Here is a 16,587-nt window from a genome sequence, read left to right on the forward strand (position 1 = left end):
AAAAAATAAATGGGCAGTTGCATAAGCGCTTTAGGCACAGCAAATCCGGAGCATAAAATTCCGCAGGAAAATATATTCCGCTTTATGGCCAATGCCTTCGCGCTTGATGATACCAATCGCGCCCGTTTAAAAAGCATATACGATCATGCAGGCATTAGTCAGCGTTACTCGGTAATCCCAGATTTTGGCTTTGCCGATAGTGATTATTTTACCTTTTTTGAGCAAAACGCCGCACTCGAACCTTTTATTTCTACTCAAAAACGACTGCAACTTTATCAGCAAAAAGCAGCTACGGTTGCGGCCGATGCAGTTAAAGCCTGTTTGAAAGATCTGGGCGAAGGGATCTATCAAGAAATTACCCACCTCATCACCGTAAGTTGCACCGGCATGTATGCGCCGGGATTGGATATCGACTTAGTGGAGCAACTCGGCCTCAACCGCAACACCGAACGCACCTGCATTAACTTTATGGGCTGCTATGGTGCTGTAAACGGGCTAAAAACGGCCGATTACATTTGCCGCTCGAACCCCCAAGCCAAAGTACTGGTAGTTAGCGTTGAACTTTGTACGTTGCATTTTCAAAAAGAAAATACACTGGATAACTGGGTGGCTAACTCCTTATTTTCGGATGGTGCAGCTGCAGCACTCATAACCAACGGGCCTCTGACCTCCGACTCTACCGTCATCGAATTGGAAAGTTTTTACACCGAATTTTTGCCCGAAGCCCGTGACGAAATGGGTTGGTATGTGGGCAATACCGGTTTCGAAATGCGACTGACGTCAAAAGTATCGCGTCAGATTAAAAAATACATTAAACCGATTACCAACAATTTGCTGGCACATGCGGGTTTAGATTATAGCCAGATTAGCGCTTATGCCATCCATCCCGGTGGTAAAAAGATTCTGGAGGCTGTTGAAGATGCCCTGGAACTGCCCGAAGAAAGCAATGCCGTAGCCTACGAGGTTTTACAGCAATACGGCAACATGTCGTCAGCCACGATATTATTTGTGCTGGATAAAATGCTGAAGGCTGGCAAACTCATCGATCAACGCATCCTGAGCTTTGCATTCGGTCCGGGTTTAACGGTTGAGGGTATGGTTTTGCAAATGCACTAACAGCCCATGAACGACGTAATTATCATCGGCGGCGGGTTGGCGGGCTTATTTAATGCCATCCTTTTAAATCGTGCCGGTTTACGTGTTACCCTCATCGAACGAAAAACATATCCATTCCATCGCGTTTGCGGCGAATATATCAGTAACGAAGTATTGCCTTTTTTAGAAGCTCTGGATATTGATGTGCATCAGCTCGGTGCATCAAGCATCAATCGGTTACAGGTTACAGCAGTATCTGGCACTAAACTCAGTCAGCAACTGGATTTAGGAGGCTTCGGGCTAAGCCGTTATACATTTGATAATTATCTTTATCAAAAAGCAGCCTCTGAGGGTGTAAACTTTTTATTGGGAACACGGGTAGAGGATGTGCAGTTCATCAACAATCAGTTCGAGGTAACTATCCCTAATCAAACGCTGACGGCACCATTGGTTATCGGCTCTTTCGGTAAACGATCTAACCTCGATCAAAAGCTCAAGCGTAAATTCTTTTATCGCCGCAGTCCGTATCTGGCTGTTAAGTTTCATGTCCGGGTCGATTTTCCTTATGATCTCATCCAGCTTAATAATTACCATAACGGTTATTGCGGTATCAGTAAGATTGAGGGCGATAAACATTGTATGTGCTACCTGGCACATCGTGATGATCTGCGCAAATACGGTAATTTACAAGGGCTGGAAGAAAACGTGATTCTCAAAAATCCTTACCTCAAAGAGATTTTCGAGAAAGCCGAATTTCTTTTAGATAAACCTGAGGTAATCAACGAAATCTCTTTTGAGAAAAAAGAGCCCGTAGATAACCATATCCTGATGAGTGGCGATACCGCCGGCATGATAGCTCCGCTTTGCGGTAACGGGATGACGATGGCTATTCATTCGGCAAAAATACTCTCGGGAATTATCGCCAGAAATTATAAGGCCGATACATTTAGTCCGGCTAAACGAGCTATCATCGAACAGGAATACACCACCGAATGGAACAAGCAATTTGCCCAACGTTTGTGGACAGGCAGGCAATTGCAGAAACTATTCGGCAATAACAACACTACCGCGCTCACTTTAAATTTATTGAACGGTATACCTCCCCTAACCCGTTACCTGATTGGCAAAACACACGGCAAACCTTTTGCTTAACACCTGCTTATATTATTATGATTGATTTATCTACACGTTCGGTAACAGCCGAAATTATGGACGATTTTGATTTGCCTTCGGCAGAGATTGACCCGGTTTTGGATGGATTGGGTAAAATGAACGCACTGTTTGGCGGGCATAAATCACTCATTAAAGCACTTAAATTATTCCCCGTTAAAAGCGGCAATACCATTAGCGACTGGGGTTGTGGCGGCGGCGATGCACTGATAGCCATTGCCAAATGGGCGCAAAAAAATAACATAAATTTAAAGTTGAACGGTGTAGATGCTGCGCCCGCGGCTATTAACTTTGCCCGTCAGCAATCTAAAGCGTTTACGCACATCAGCTATGTAAAGGCTGATGTATTGCTGGACGATTTTGAGCCGGGCAGTTTCGACATCATTCTTTCGAGCCTGTTCACCCACCACTTTGCGGATGAGGAATGGATTGCGCTGATAGGCAAAATGAATAACACAGCCAGTCGCGGTGTTATTATTACCGATCTGCACCGCCACTGGGTATTGTATTACGCCGTGAAGATGATCACACGGTTGTTCACCAGTAACAAAATGGCGCAAAATGATGGCCCGCTTTCGGTGCAGCGCAGCTTTAAAAAGCACGAACTAATGGCTTTACTGGCTAAAGCCGGTATCAAAAACTATAAATTACAATGGATGTGGGCCTTCAGATGGCAAATCGTAATTTATAAAACTTAAATTTATAGCATGAAACTACGCGTACTCATATTAATCAATGCCCTGGCAGTAGCCATTACCATATCATGTGTTAACTACTACTTTAGGCATAACTTATTTGATCTGAGTATCACATTTGGGGTAAGCTTTGTAACCAGCTTCGTAGTTTTTTATTACCTCATCGAAAAGTACGTTTACTCTAAGATCAAGCTCATCTACAAACTGATCCACAACCTTAAACTGGGGCGCGACCTGCGTGAAGCCCTTGGCGAAAGTATGAGCGCCGACCCCATTAATGATGTAGAGAAAGAAGTAAAAGAATGGGCTCGCGAAAAGAAAAGCGAAATTGAAATCCTCCGCAACCAGGAAAAATTCAGACGCGAGTTTCTGTCTAACATCTCCCACGAATTCAAAACCCCACTTTTTGCCATACAAGGCTATATCGATGCCATTACTGATGATGATTTCGATGATACCGATATGGCACGTCAATTTCTCCGCAAGGCATCGCGCAATGTGGAACGCTTAACTTATCTGATTAAGGACCTCGACGAAATTTCAAAACTGGAATCTGGCGAGATGCCGATCAATTATACCAAGTTTAAGATTAACGACCTGATAAAAGAAGTTTTTGAAACGGTGGAACTGAAAGCCCAAAAGCATAACAGCAAAATGGTTTTCAAACAAAAATATGATGAGCCGATATTGGTAACTGCCGATCGCGATAAAATTAGCCAGGTGCTGGTTAACTTAATGGATAACTCCTTTAAGTATGGCCGCGAAAACGGCACAACCTCGGTAAGTCTCTTTGAACTGCATGACCAGGTTTTGGTTGAAGTTACCGATGATGGCAACGGTATTGAAGAAAAATATTTACCCCGCCTGTTCGAACGATTTTTCCGTACCGATTCGAGCCGTTCGCGCGATATTGGCGGTTCGGGACTTGGGCTGGCCATTGTAAAACACATTATTGAAGCACACGAACAAACCATTAACGTACGCAGCACCGAGGGCATAGGTTCAACCTTTGGTTTCACGCTTAAAAAGGTGAAACAACAGATACCTTTTCCGGGCATACCCACGTTAAAGAGTTAACACTAAATTAACATTGCAGAACTTACCTTTGCTAAAATTTTTAATATGTCATTAAACAGTATATTCCAATACTTTGTACCAAAAGACAAGAAAGTATTTTTCCCGTTATTTGAACAAGCATCCAGCAATGTAGTAGCAATGGCTACGGTATTGGTTGAGGCTGTGAACAATAACAATTCTGCAACCCGCGAAGAACTGTTTAAACAAATTGACAAATTAGAGAACAAAGGCGATGATATTACCCACCAGGTTTACCTTGAGCTGGGTAAAAATTTCATCACACCTTTTGATCGTGAAGATATCCACGCACTGGCATCAGCAATTGATGATGTGGCTGATAATATCCAGGGTTCGGCCAACCGGATGCTGTTGTATCATGTTGATGAAATTACAGAACCGATCCGCAAGCTGTCAGACCTGATCCTGCAAGCCAGCATCGACCTGGAAAAAGCAGTACGCGAGTTGAAAGACCTGCGCAACGTACGCGCTATTGCCGATTCATGTATCCGTATCAACAGCATCGAAAACCAGGCCGATTACGTATTCGACCGTGCAGTTGCTGATCTGTTTTTATATGAAAAAGACGCTTTGAAGGTGATAAAACATAAAGAGATACTGGCTGCTTTGGAAACAGCCACTGATATGTGCGAGGATGCAGCCAATGTTATGGAATCTATCTTAGTTAAAAACGCATAACCACATACCACCAAATACATGGTTACTACACTACTCGTTGCGGTAATTTGCCTGGCACTGGCATTCGATTTTATAAACGGATTTCACGATGCGGCCAACTCTATTGCAACCATTGTATCAACAAAGGTGTTAACACCTTTCCAGGCCGTAATTTGGGCAGCAGCCTTTAACTTCCTGGCCTTTTTCTTAATTAAAGATCATAAGGTAGCTAATACCATAGCCAAAACCGTTCCCGAGCATTTTATTACCATCCATGTGATCCTGGCCGGTTTAATAGCCGCTATTACCTGGAACTTAATTACCTGGTGGTTTGGCATCCCATCAAGTTCGTCGCATACGCTTATAGGTGGTTTTGCAGGCGCTGGTATGACCAATGCGCTCTACATGCACGTTAACCCCATCGAGGCTGTAAACCTTGGCCCAACGCTGCAAATTATGGCCTTTATTTTCCTGGCCCCAATTATCGGTTTAGTCATCGGGGTTGTTATCAATATTTTTATACTTCATATCTGTAAAAACGCCAAGCCATCCACGGCCGAGCGTTGGTTTAAACGCCTTCAACTGGTATCATCTGGCGCATTAAGCTTTGCACACGGTGGTAACGATGCGCAAAAAGTTATGGGTATTATATATGTAGCTTTAGTATCGCAAAAGGTTATTACTAACGGCGCACACATGCCAGAGTGGATTCCCTTGGCTTGTTACAGTGCTATCGCATTAGGCACCATGTCTGGCGGTTGGAAAATCGTTAAAACCATGGGTACCAAAATTACCAAGGTTACACCGTTAGAAGGTGTGAGTGCCGAAACTGCAGGTGCAATTACCTTGTTTCTGACTGAGCGTTTAGGTATCCCGGTTTCAACCACGCATACTATTACAGGTTCTATCATCGGTGTTGGTTTAACCAAACGTGCATCAGCTGTTAGATGGGGAGTAACCATTAACCTGGTATGGGCATGGATAATCACCATTCCAATATCAGCTGTTTTTGCTGCAATTGTTTACAGCATTATCCGCTTCTTTTAATCAGTACTCAAACAAGACGAAATTTATTTGTTTCTTTAACTTATGAAGAAAGGAATAGTTACTTTATTGCTTGCAGCAGCCTGCCTGCCGCTTACCAGTTTTGATTATGCACCAAGCCATAATTTGGCTACAGTTACAGGTTTACCCCTGCCTACTAATACCGAAATTATTAGCGGCTTAAAACAAGCACTTGAACAAGGCACCACCAAAAGTGCCACCCAACTATCTGCACTTAATGGTTATTTCGGCAACGCTGCCATCAAAATATTAATGCCGCCCGAAGCTCAAAAGGCTGAGAAGGCTTTACGCAAACTTGGTTTAAACAAGCTTTGTGATGATGTAGTACTTTCCCTTAACCGCGCTGCCGAAGATGCCGCCAAACAAGCTGCTCCTATTTTTGTGGATGCCGTTAAACAAATGAGCGTACAGGATGCGGCCAATATATTAACCGGCAGTAATGATGCAGCTACGCAATACTTTAAACGCACTACTACCACTGCACTTTCTGCACAGTTTAAACCGGTTATTCATACAAGCCTGGGTAAAGTTGGCGCAACCAATCTGTATACCCAAATGGCTACCCAATACAACAAAATTCCGCTTAACTTCAGCAAACTGAATCCAGATCTGGACGATTATGTTACCCAGAAAGCCATCGATGGTTTATTTTACCAGATCGCTTTAGAAGAGTTAAACATCCGCCAAAATTTAACTGCACGTACTACGCCGATATTACAGAAGGTGTTTGGGGCGCTGGATAAAAAGTAAGATTTGATTTCGGAGGTCGGATTTTCGATTTCGGATTTATAAACGCTGCAACCACCCATCACGTCATTGCGAGGAACGAAGCAATCGCGGACTGTACAGAGCGGCTCTGCACGTCGGGGATTGCTTCGTTCCTCGCAATGACGGTTAAGGTTAAAGGAAAACAAGAAAGGCCGATGCGTGCATCGGCCTTTCTTGTTCAAGTCTTGTTTCTTGATTCTTGTCTCTTGCTTCTAATTTTTTTGCTTTGCAATCCAGGCATCAATCTTACTTTCCAGTACTGCCAGTGGCATTGAACCGTCTTTTAAGATTTGATTGTGGAACTCGGCCAGATCAAATTTAGCACCCAATTCTTTTTCTGCTTTAGTACGCAGTTCGCGGATTTTAAGTGCGCCAATTTTGTAACCCAATGCCTGACCAGGGATGGCCATGTAGCGCTCAATTTCGGCAGTTGCGCCTTGCTCGTTGATGGCTTCGTTATCCATCATGTATTTAATGGCTTCTTCGCGGGTCATGCCTTTGGTGTGGATGGCTACGTCAACCACCAAACGGATAGCGCGGTGAATTTCATCACCCAGTGCGCCCATGTGCTGGTATGGATCGGTGTATAAACCCAGTTCTTTACCCAACGATTCGCAATACAGCGCCCAGCCTTCTACATAAGCGTTATCGCCACCAAAACGACGGAACTTAGGTAATGAAGTATTTTCCTGAGTTAGAGAGATCTGGTAATGGTGACCAGGGATAGCTTCGTGCAAAAACAACGACTCCATACCCGACGTAGTGTTGAATTTAGTCGCATCCAAAATTGGCACATAGAATATACCCGGACGGCTACCGTCTGCGCTACCCTGGTTGTATTCGGCACTGGCAGATGCAGCACGGAAAGCCTCAGTCTGGCGGATTTCGAATGGTGTTTTAGGCACATGGTTAAACATCTTCTTCAAGTTTGGCTCCATACGTTTGTGGATATTTTCGAAAGCATCAAGCACCTGTTTAGGCGTTTTGTATGGCATAAACTTACGGTCGGTTTTCATGTATTCGAAAAACGCTTTTAAATCGCCCTTAAAGCCAACTTTAGTTTTAATGCTATCCATTTCCCCACGGATACGTTTAACCTCGCTTAAGCCCAGCTGATAGATCTCTTCTGGAGTTTTATCAGTAGTGGTCTGTTGCTTCACTAAATACTTGTACATACCTGCCCCATCTTTCATGGCCGAGTAGCCCGATGTAGTGCGTGCGTTTGGCAGGTAAGTAGTTTTCAGATAGTCTGCCAGGCCTTTGTAGGTAGGGACGATCTGGGTCATGATGGCTGTTTTGTAAGCATCAGTCAGGCGCTTTTTATCAGCGTCAGAAAAACTTTTTGGCAGGCTGTCAATCGGCCCGTAGAATAAGCTTTTCTCTGGCGATGCAACTACAAAGCTCTCCATCTGCGGGATCATTTTTACCACCAATGCTTTAGGCAGCACATCGCCAGCATTAACACCTTTATCAAAGTTTGCTTTGGCTGTATCAGCCCAAACTTTAAATGCTGCAACTCTTTTTAACCAGTTATCATAATCTTTAACTGTTTTAAAAGGCTGTGCACCGGTACCAGAGCCTAGCTGACCGAAACTAAGCGGCAATGAAAAAAACTGGTTCATCGGCAGATATTCGAAATGATAATCGTACCCGGCAATGTTAATACCCATTTCGTAATTGAAAATATCGTACGATAGCTGATCTTCTTCGTTCAGTTCTTCGCGCTTAAAGTTTTTAAGTTTGTTAAGGTAGCTGATATAAAAATCGTGCGACCGTTTAATAAATTCAGCCGAGCCATCATTAGGTAGCTCATCATTATAGCGGTTATCTCCTGCAAATGTAGCCTCCAGCGGGTAAAGCTTCAGGCGGTCTTCGTAATAGTCATTAAACAGTTTGGCAATATCCTTATTGCCTTCTGTTGGTGCAGATGTGCCTGCATCGGGCTTCTGCTTACATGCTGTAAACAAAGCGGCTACGCATAGCAGCATATAAATTTTCTTCATGGTGTTGGTTGTTGGGAGTTAATGCTTAAAAGTAGGTAATAAACCAATAGCGACCAAAGCCGGTATTATTTAAACTTTATAGTTACGGTTACAGTTTCCGGTTCGCCATTTACATTATGGATCCAGGCCGGGCCTTCTTTAATGAGGCGTATGGCTTCAGCATCAGCATCGGGGCTTAGGCTTTTGGTAACTTTAAAATCAGTGAGCGTATTATCTGTATTCACCACAAAGCGTACACGTACTTTACCGATTTTATGATCAGGCGAACTGGCATCGGCCAGGTATTTTTTAAAACTATCCCAGCCATTACGTGGATGTGCTTCTTCGATTATATCTTTAGCGGCTCCGTAACCGGTTACCACAACTTCGGATAGTGAGCGCGAACTTGGCTTCAACGCCACATTAATGCTATCACCCTTTACCTTAACCTCTTTACTTTCGTATCCAACGTAACCTAATTTAAGATTATCATTTTTCCCGGCCTCCATTTTAAAATAGCCGTTTGCATCTGTCATCGTCGCTCTGTTTTTGCCTAAAACGCTTACGGATACCCCAGGTAAGGGCTGGCTATCATCAGCGCTTATAACCCGACCGGTAATCAGTTGGTTATAAAAACGGTCTTTTGCATTTGGCGTTTTAACTTCTACACCGGCAACCCGGTTTTGTAATTGTGTATCGATAGTGGTTGATTGAACAGCAGATACAGCCCCCGTAACATCTTTTTTGCGCTGGGTTGCATAACCTGTTATAATCACCTCTTTCAGCATCGCATCTTTGGTTGCGCTATCTTCTGTAACCGCTTTTACATCCGATTTGGCCACAGGTTCATCTATCCTTATTTCAGCATTGGCATCACTTTCAACCGATGCCGGGGCCGAAGCAACCGTAGCCATGCTTGTTAACGGGGCTTGTTTTACTAATTCATGATGCTGCGGAACCGGAGCTTGTATTGCCGGGGCTGATTTTGATTGTTGAGGAGGCGCAGGAACCATGGCAACAACTGTTTTGTCGGCCACAGACGGGAGCGTTTTATTAGCCGAAGGTTGATACGCTATGAGCCACCATGTACCGATACCCAACATCACCAAAACTGTGGCAGCTATTGAAATTAGAGGCCATAAAGCCACAATCTTTTTATTGCCTCGGCCAATACGGTGATTAAGGCGTTTCTGGAGTTCATTAAGGTTAGCTTGCTGATCTTTTTTACCGGCATATCCTTCCAGGGCATCCATCAAAAACGGATCGTCTTGTGCCTCGCGCTCCAGTTTATGCATGGCGCGGGCATCAAGCTCTCCGTTGAGATACTTCCTGATTTGCGATATGTCGGTCTTTTTAGTGCTCACTATTTTTCTCCATGCAAATTTTCAGGTTCCGCTTGCCGTTCTGGATAAAGCTTTTCACCTCGTTCATACTAAAGCCGGTTTGCTCGGCAATATCTTTGTAGCATTTTTCCTGCAAATAAAACAGGTCGATACTTTCGCGTTGTGTAGCTATCAGTTTTTGCATACAACGCTCCAGGCTTTGCAGGTATTCTTCTTTATCACCACTTTCTGGATGCAAAACAAAGGCCGATTCCATAACATCATCCACATTAACCACCTCCATCTTTTTTGATGATCGTAGCTGCATCAGGCAATAATTACGGCTTAATACGTAAAGCCAGCTCCTGAATTGTTTAATATCGTGTTTGGTAACCTTCTCAACCAGTTCTTCAAATATCTGCATTACGGCATCTTTGCTCTGCTCATCATCCTGCAAATATTTGAGGCATACGCCGTAAACCAGGGGCATATATTTTTCATAGAGTTTGCCCAACAAGGCCAGGTCGCCGGTGTTGCGATAGCTTGCTAACAGGCTTTCGTCCCCTGTTTCATCCGGCTTGCTTTTTTTGTTAAACCAACTCATTTATTGGCTGTAAAATAATTTTTTAAAATGATTTATGGAAATGATAATATGCCTGCATCCTTATGATAAACCAACCAATAATAATCATGAAAAAACTTGCATTACTTTTTTTGCTGCTAATCAGCTTAACCGGGTTTAGCCAAAGCAGCAACCGCATCATTACCGGAACTGTGTATGATGCAACAGATAAAAACCCCCTGGTAGGCGTGGCGGTAACTATCGATGGAACCAAACAGGGCACAACAACCAATGTTCAGGGGCAATTTACCCTCACCGTGCCACAGGGTAAGGAAATGCTTACTTTTAGCTATATAGGTTATGCTGCAAAAAAAGTGCGTTTAAGTACGGTAGACCGTGTGACTGTGTATTTAAAACCAAGCCAGCAGGCACTGCTTGAAGTTACCGCAATGGGTTACAGCGCAGATGCGAATGCCGAAGTACGGATTGATGAACCCGTGGGCAGAAGCGATTCAAAAGCCATAGTTGAACCTTCTGCAAGTCGTGTTACAAGTGCGCAGGTTACGAAAACATCCAGAAGGAAACAGCAGGCTACCGCTATGATGATTTTCCCTGCACCGCCATCTAATGTAGCTACTCCTGCCGATGAATCATATAAGGGCGTAACCGAAAATGGTTTTCAAAATCCACTCGATAACCCGCTCTCTACTTTTTCTGTTGATGTGGATGCAGCATCTTATACCAACGTTCGCCGTTTTATTAATGGCGGGCAACTGCCACCAAAAGATGCCGTACGGATTGAGGAAATGATTAACTACTTCAACTACGATCTGCCTGCACCTACCGGTAATTCGCCTGTAGCTATCCATACTGAACTTAGTGCTGCGCCCTGGAATGCGCAACACCGTTTACTGCGTATTGGATTGAAAGCCAAAGCTGTGGATAGCGCTAAACTCCCCGCATCTAACATGGTATTCCTGATCGATGTTTCGGGCTCGATGTGGGAGCCTAATAAATTACCGCTGGTACAATCCTCATTAAAATTACTGGTTGACCAGCTGCGTGCTAAAGATAAGGTAGCCATTGTGGTTTATGCCGGTGCTGCGGGGTTAGTATTGCCGCCTACTTCGGGCGATCAAAAAACGACCATTAAAGATGCTATTGACCGCCTGACTGCAGGGGGATCAACCGCGGGAGGTGCAGGTATTAAACTGGCTTATAAAACCGCGATAGAAAACTATATTAAAGGCGGCAACAACCGGGTAATACTGGCCACCGACGGTGATTTTAACGTAGGTGCATTATCAGATGCAGACATGGAACAGTTGATTGAAAACGAGCGCAAGAGCGGTGTATTTCTATCTGCCTTAGGTTTCGGCATGGGTAATTACAAGGACAGCAAAATGGAAACCCTGGCCGACAAAGGCAACGGCAACTACGCCTATATTGATAATATTACCGAAGCCCGCAAAACCCTGGTAAGCGAGTTTGGGGGCACCTTGTTTACCGTAGCAAAAGACGTTAAACTGCAATTGGAATTTAACCCCGGCAAAGTACAAGCCTATCGCCTGATTGGTTACGAGAACCGCATGCTGAACAAAGAAGATTTTAACAACGACCTGAAAGATGCCGGCGACATGGGCGTAGGACATACGGTTACTGCGCTTTATGAGATTATCCCCGTTGGCGTAAAAGATAATTTTACCAATAGTGTTGATCCGCTCAAATATCAGAAAGTGCAGAAAACACCAAGTGTTTATACCTCTGAAGATATGGTAACTATTAAGTTCCGCTACAAAGAACCGGAGTCTGATAAGAGCAAACTTAGCCAGGTTGTGGTAATGGATAAACCGATAGCCTCGGCCAATACTTCTGTTGATTTCCGTTTTGCTGCTGCTGTGGCCGAGTTCGGGATGCTGCTGCGTGGCTCTGACTATAAACAAAACTCAACCTTCGAGCAAGCTATTGAAATGGCCCGCGCCGCCAAAGGAACCGACCATGAAGGCTACCGTGCAGAGTTTGTAAAATTGGCCGAGAGTGCCAAGCTAATGGCACAAAGTGGATTGGCTGCGAAAGAATGATTGGCTCTAAACATTCCTTAGCTTGGCGAAAAAGAGCGTTGTCAACCTGAACTACGTCGAAGGATAAGCGTAGGCCCCTCTGCACCATGCTTCGAGTGCCTCAGCATGACAGCTCCAAAAATCAAAGATTCTTCGCTATCGCTCTGAATGACAAAACACAAAAAGAGCCCTTTGGAAAATATCCAAAGGGCTTTAATATTTATATGAAATGCTGTGATTAGATTAATAACCTAACCGGCTCTTCCAGTAATGATTTAAGGGTACCTAAGAAAGCTGCTGCAGAAGCACCATCAATTACGCGGTGATCGCTGCTTAGGGTTACTTTCATTACGTTACCTGGTACAACTGCACCGTTTTTAACAACAGGCACTTGTTGGATACCGCTAACCGCAAGGATAGCTGCATTTGGCGTGTTAATAATAGCTGTAAACTCATCAACACCAAACATACCTAAGTTAGAGATGGTAAAGGTTGAACCTTCCATTTCAGCCGGCTGAAGTTTTTTGTCTTTCGCTTTTTTAGCAAATTCTTTTACTTCAACAGATAAGTGGCTTAATGATTTACTATCAGCAAATTTAATAACCGGTACCAGCAAACCTTCGTCAACCGCAACGGCAACACCGATGCTTACGTGCTCGTTGGTACGGATTTTATCGCCCAACCATGCTGAGTTAATAGCAGGGTGTTGTTTTAAGGCAACAGCACAAGCTTTAACTACGAAATCGTTGAATGATATTTTAACCGGGGCTACTTCGTTTATTTTACCACGTGCTGCAATAGCTGCATCCATATCGATTGACATGGTTACATAGAAATGCGGAGCGGTAAATAAACTTTCTGATAAACGTTTACCAATGGTTTTACGCATTTGGGTAACCGGTCTTTCAGTAAATTTCTCTTCGCCCAAAACGGTTGGTAAAGTAATTGGCGCAGCAGCTTTAGCAGCAGGCGCAGCACTTGCAGATTCTGCAGGGGCAGCAGCCGGTTTAGCTGATGGCGTATACTCTTCAACATCTTTCTTAACAATACGGCCGCCTTCTGCGCTGCCTTTAACATCGTTTAAGTTGATGCCTTTATCTTTAGCTATTTTGCGGGCAAGCGGCGATGCTTTAACACGGCTGTCATCTTCCGGCGAACCAGTTGAGTCAGACTCGGTAGCAGTGGCAGTTGCAGGAGCAGTCTCTTGTGTAGCGGCAGGTGTACTTTCGCTGCTACTGCTACTTGATCCTGCTGCCGGAGCATTTAATAACGGAGTAATGTCGGTACCTTCTTTACCTACAATAGCGATGATATCGTTTACCTGGGCAGCTTCGCCTTCTTTTACACCAATGTAAAGTAAGGTTCCGGCTTCGTAACCCACAACTTCCATAGTAGCCTTATCGGTTGCTACGTCAGCCAGTGAATCATCAGCTTTTACTTTATCACCAACTTTAAAGTTCCATTTTTCAATGGTACCTTCTGTCATGGTATCGCTTAAAAGCGGCATACGGATAACAGTTGCAGGGATGCTTGAAAGATCAACAGCAGGAGCCGAAGGAGCAGCGGCAGTTGCAGGAGCAGTCTCTTTAGTAGCGGCAGGTGCGCTTTCGCTGCTGCTGCCACTTGGTGCTGCTACTGTACTTTCTGCATTAAGGGCAGTTTTGTAATCTTCGCCCTCTTTACCTAAAACAGCGATAACCTGGTCTACAGGTACAGCGCTGCCTTCCTGCACACCGATGTATAATAAAGTACCATCCTGGTATGATTCAAAATCCATGGTGGCTTTATCAGTTTCAATCTCGGCTAAAACGTCGCCCGATTTAACTTTATCGCCAACTTTTTTATGCCACTTTGCAACAACACCTTCGGTCATGGTGTCGCTCATTTTAGGCATCTTTACTACTTCGGCCATAGTTTATAGATAAATATTTTGTTATGTAAAATTAGTCTTTGATGTAAGGATAATCTTTCTGTACGTACACATCTGTGTAAAGTTCAGAAGCTTCCGGCCAAGGTGATTCTTCAGCAAATTGAACTGCCTCGTCAACCTGTCCTTTAATTTTAGCTTCGATTTCCTCAAACCATTTCTCGTCAGCATATTTATTAGCTTCGATAGCTTGCTTAACGATCTCGATCGGGTCTTTCGCTTTGTAGCTTTCAACCTCTTCTTTGGTACGGTACTTTTGAGGGTCACTCATTGAGTGTCCTTTGTAACGATAGGTACGCATTTCCAAAAAGGTTGGTCCTTCGCCGGCACGTGCACGGTCAACCGCTTCGTTCATCGCATTGTGAACAGCAACCGGGTCCATACCATCAACTGGTGATGAAGGGATACCGTAAGGGATACCCAGTTTGTAAATATCAGTTTCGATAGTGGTACGCGCTACAGAAGTACCCATTGCGTAACCATTGTTTTCGCAAACAAAAATTACAGGCAGTTTCCATAATGCAGCCATATTGAAGGTTTCATTTAATGCACCCTGGCGTACGGCACCGTCGCCCATGTAGGTAACACATACAGCATCAGTACCTGTGTACTGCTCGGCCATTGCAATACCTGCACCCAATGGGATCTGGCCGCCAACGATACCATGACCACCAAAGAATTTGTTTTCTTTGTCGAACATGTGCATTGAACCGCCTTTGCCTCTTGAGCAACCGGTTATTTTACCATACATCTCGGCCATTACAGCATTTGGATGTGTACCTTTTGCAATAGCATGTGCGTGATCGCGGTATGCGGTTATCAAACTATCCTCGTGTTTAAGCACAGACATAGCACCAGCAAGCACTGCTTCCTGACCTATATATAAGTGACAAAAACCTCTGATTTTTTGCTGTCCGTATAGTTGTCCGGTTTTTTCTTCGAACTTGCGCATCAGCAGCATTGACTCGTACCAATATAGGTAGGTGTCCTTAGTTATTTCGATTGAACTCATCTGTTAAACGATCCGTTTCTTTTTAGAGAAAGCGCAAATCTAATTATATCTGTTAAAAAAAGGAAACTACAACACATTTGTTATGAATTATTATTATTGGCCGACAATTGGATGACTATTGTTAATCCAGAAGTGTTGGTAATTAACTTAAAGTTTATTTCATTTCAGATTTTGTTTCTTTAGAAATAAATATACCTTTGTATGAAACAATAGACACCTGTGTCTCGTTTAAAGTACAACTTAAGTTTAAACTATAAGATTAACTGATTTAAATGAAGAAATACGTCCTTGTTATTGCGTTGATTTTGAGCGTATTCGGTTCTCAGGCTCAAACAAAAACTGTTCCAACCCCTACAGCAGATAAACCTGCTGACGAAGAGCAAAGCTTAGCAAAAGATTATTTTTCACAGGTGATGGGTGTAGCTTTATCAGCAACTTCAAACGTAAAGTTATTTCAATTTGTTTACGATTGGATTGGTACCCCTTACCGTTTCGGCGGAAACTCTAAAAAAGGCATCGATTGTTCGGCCTTTACTAAAGAACTTTACACCAACGTTTTTAATTTAACTATCAAAAGAAACTCACGCGATATTTTCAGCATGGTTAGCCCGGTGGGTAAAGACGAGCTGAAAGAAGGCGATCTGGTTTTCTTCAAAATACATAGCCGCAGCATTTCGCACGTAGGTATTTACCTTGGCGACGGCAGGTTTGCTCATGCCTCTATGAAAGGTGTGGCCATCAGCAACCTCGACGATCCTTATTATAACCGCTACTTTTATAAAGGCGGCCGTTTGTTAGATGTGTTTAAAGAGCAACTCGAAAAATCGAGCGACGTACAATAAAACCTCTAATTGAAATCACAACAGTACTAAAAAGAAAATCCTTTCGTAACAGAAAGGATTTTTTTTTGAACCAAAAATTGTAATACTATTTAGCATTATCCGTAGTATCGCGTACTAAACCAATGCCTGAGAAAAAGAACAGCAATGATATAATGCCCACAACTACCAGCGTAGTAACCCCGCCGCTGTGTTGTATAATGCCTATGCCGGTATAAATTAGCCCTACGATACCTAAAATGGTTAAAATGGCTCCGAAAGTACGTTTTAAGTTCATTGGTAAATATTTAAAATTGAGTATATTAACTGAAATTATTGATCCTTTTAATTATTAGCTT

General features: G+C 43.5%; 15 protein-coding genes. 9 read left to right on the top strand and 6 right to left on the bottom strand.

The genetic code is table 11. The features are described 5' to 3' along the window. Positions 1-9: 9 nt before the first annotated feature. Genes PQO05_RS25080 through PQO05_RS25110 form a run of 7 tightly spaced genes read left to right on the top strand, consistent with a single transcriptional unit; the run spans position 10 to position 6,527 of the window. Positions 10-1,116, top strand: a complete 1,107-nt coding sequence (locus PQO05_RS25080; RefSeq protein WP_273630215.1) for a type III polyketide synthase — start codon at positions 10-12, stop codon at positions 1,114-1,116. A gap of 6 nt (positions 1,117-1,122) precedes the next feature. Further along, positions 1,123-2,247: an NAD(P)/FAD-dependent oxidoreductase gene (locus tag PQO05_RS25085; RefSeq protein WP_273630217.1), complete on the top strand. Its 1,125-nt coding sequence runs from the start codon at positions 1,123-1,125 to the stop codon at positions 2,245-2,247. 17 nt (positions 2,248-2,264) lie between these two features. After that, the gene (locus PQO05_RS25090; RefSeq protein WP_273630219.1) at positions 2,265-2,963 is read left to right on the top strand and encodes a methyltransferase domain-containing protein; all 699 of its coding nucleotides are present in this window, start codon (positions 2,265-2,267) and stop codon (positions 2,961-2,963) included. 9 nt (positions 2,964-2,972) lie between these two features. After that, on the top strand, positions 2,973-4,037 hold the full coding sequence (locus PQO05_RS25095) for a sensor histidine kinase (RefSeq protein ID WP_273630222.1): 1,065 nt from the start codon (positions 2,973-2,975) through the stop codon (positions 4,035-4,037). A gap of 45 nt (positions 4,038-4,082) precedes the next feature. After that, entirely contained in the window at positions 4,083-4,733 is a 651-nt protein-coding gene (locus PQO05_RS25100; protein ID WP_273630224.1) for a DUF47 domain-containing protein, read from the top strand. Positions 4,734-4,751: 18 nt separating this feature from the next. Continuing rightward, a complete protein-coding gene (locus PQO05_RS25105; protein ID WP_273630226.1) occupies positions 4,752-5,759 on the top strand; it encodes an inorganic phosphate transporter in 1,008 nt (335 codons plus the stop codon). A gap of 42 nt (positions 5,760-5,801) precedes the next feature. Next, positions 5,802-6,527, top strand: a complete 726-nt coding sequence (locus PQO05_RS25110; RefSeq protein WP_273630227.1) for a DUF4197 domain-containing protein — start codon at positions 5,802-5,804, stop codon at positions 6,525-6,527. A gap of 230 nt (positions 6,528-6,757) precedes the next feature. Here the strand turns inward: PQO05_RS25110 and PQO05_RS25115 are convergent, their stop codons facing one another. From PQO05_RS25115 to PQO05_RS25125, 3 genes are all read right to left on the bottom strand, one after another. Next, on the bottom strand, positions 6,758-8,548 hold the full coding sequence (locus PQO05_RS25115; RefSeq protein WP_273630228.1) for a DUF885 domain-containing protein: 1,791 nt from the start codon (positions 8,546-8,548) through the stop codon (positions 6,758-6,760). Positions 8,549-8,613: 65 nt separating this feature from the next. Continuing rightward, positions 8,614-9,891, bottom strand: coding sequence for an energy transducer TonB family protein (locus PQO05_RS25120; protein ID WP_273630229.1), 1,278 nt, complete (start codon positions 9,889-9,891; stop codon positions 8,614-8,616). Further along, positions 9,881-10,453, bottom strand: a complete 573-nt coding sequence (locus PQO05_RS25125; RefSeq protein ID WP_273630230.1) for an RNA polymerase sigma factor — start codon at positions 10,451-10,453, stop codon at positions 9,881-9,883. Before PQO05_RS25125 ends, PQO05_RS25120 begins: the two co-directional genes overlap by 11 nt. Before the next feature lie 86 nt (positions 10,454-10,539). On the opposite strand from PQO05_RS25125, the gene PQO05_RS25130 reads away from it, so the two are divergent. Further along, positions 10,540-12,492 (top strand): vWA domain-containing protein, encoded by a 1,953-nt coding sequence (locus tag PQO05_RS25130; RefSeq protein ID WP_273630232.1) that lies wholly within the window; start codon positions 10,540-10,542, stop codon positions 12,490-12,492. Between the two features lie 217 nt (positions 12,493-12,709). On the opposite strand, the gene PQO05_RS25135 is transcribed toward PQO05_RS25130, so the two are convergent. Together PQO05_RS25135 and pdhA are read right to left on the bottom strand one after the other, a co-directional pair. Further along, the gene (locus tag PQO05_RS25135; protein WP_273630233.1) at positions 12,710-14,383 is read right to left on the bottom strand and encodes a pyruvate dehydrogenase complex dihydrolipoamide acetyltransferase; all 1,674 of its coding nucleotides are present in this window, start codon (positions 14,381-14,383) and stop codon (positions 12,710-12,712) included. A gap of 31 nt (positions 14,384-14,414) precedes the next feature. Continuing rightward, positions 14,415-15,410: a pyruvate dehydrogenase (acetyl-transferring) E1 component subunit alpha gene (gene pdhA, locus PQO05_RS25140; protein WP_273630234.1), complete on the bottom strand. Its 996-nt coding sequence runs from the start codon at positions 15,408-15,410 to the stop codon at positions 14,415-14,417. Between the two features lie 272 nt (positions 15,411-15,682). On the opposite strand from pdhA, the gene PQO05_RS25145 reads away from it, so the two are divergent. Next, positions 15,683-16,252, top strand: coding sequence for a C40 family peptidase (locus tag PQO05_RS25145; protein WP_273630235.1), 570 nt, complete (start codon positions 15,683-15,685; stop codon positions 16,250-16,252). A gap of 85 nt (positions 16,253-16,337) precedes the next feature. Here the strand turns inward: PQO05_RS25145 and PQO05_RS25150 are convergent, their stop codons facing one another. Beyond that, a complete protein-coding gene (locus PQO05_RS25150) occupies positions 16,338-16,526 on the bottom strand; it encodes a hypothetical protein (protein ID WP_273630236.1) in 189 nt (62 codons plus the stop codon). Positions 16,527-16,587 lie beyond the last annotated feature (61 nt).

It is taken from the genome of Mucilaginibacter jinjuensis (assembly GCF_028596025.1).
Classification (GTDB): Bacteria; Bacteroidota; Bacteroidia; order Sphingobacteriales; family Sphingobacteriaceae; genus Mucilaginibacter; species Mucilaginibacter jinjuensis.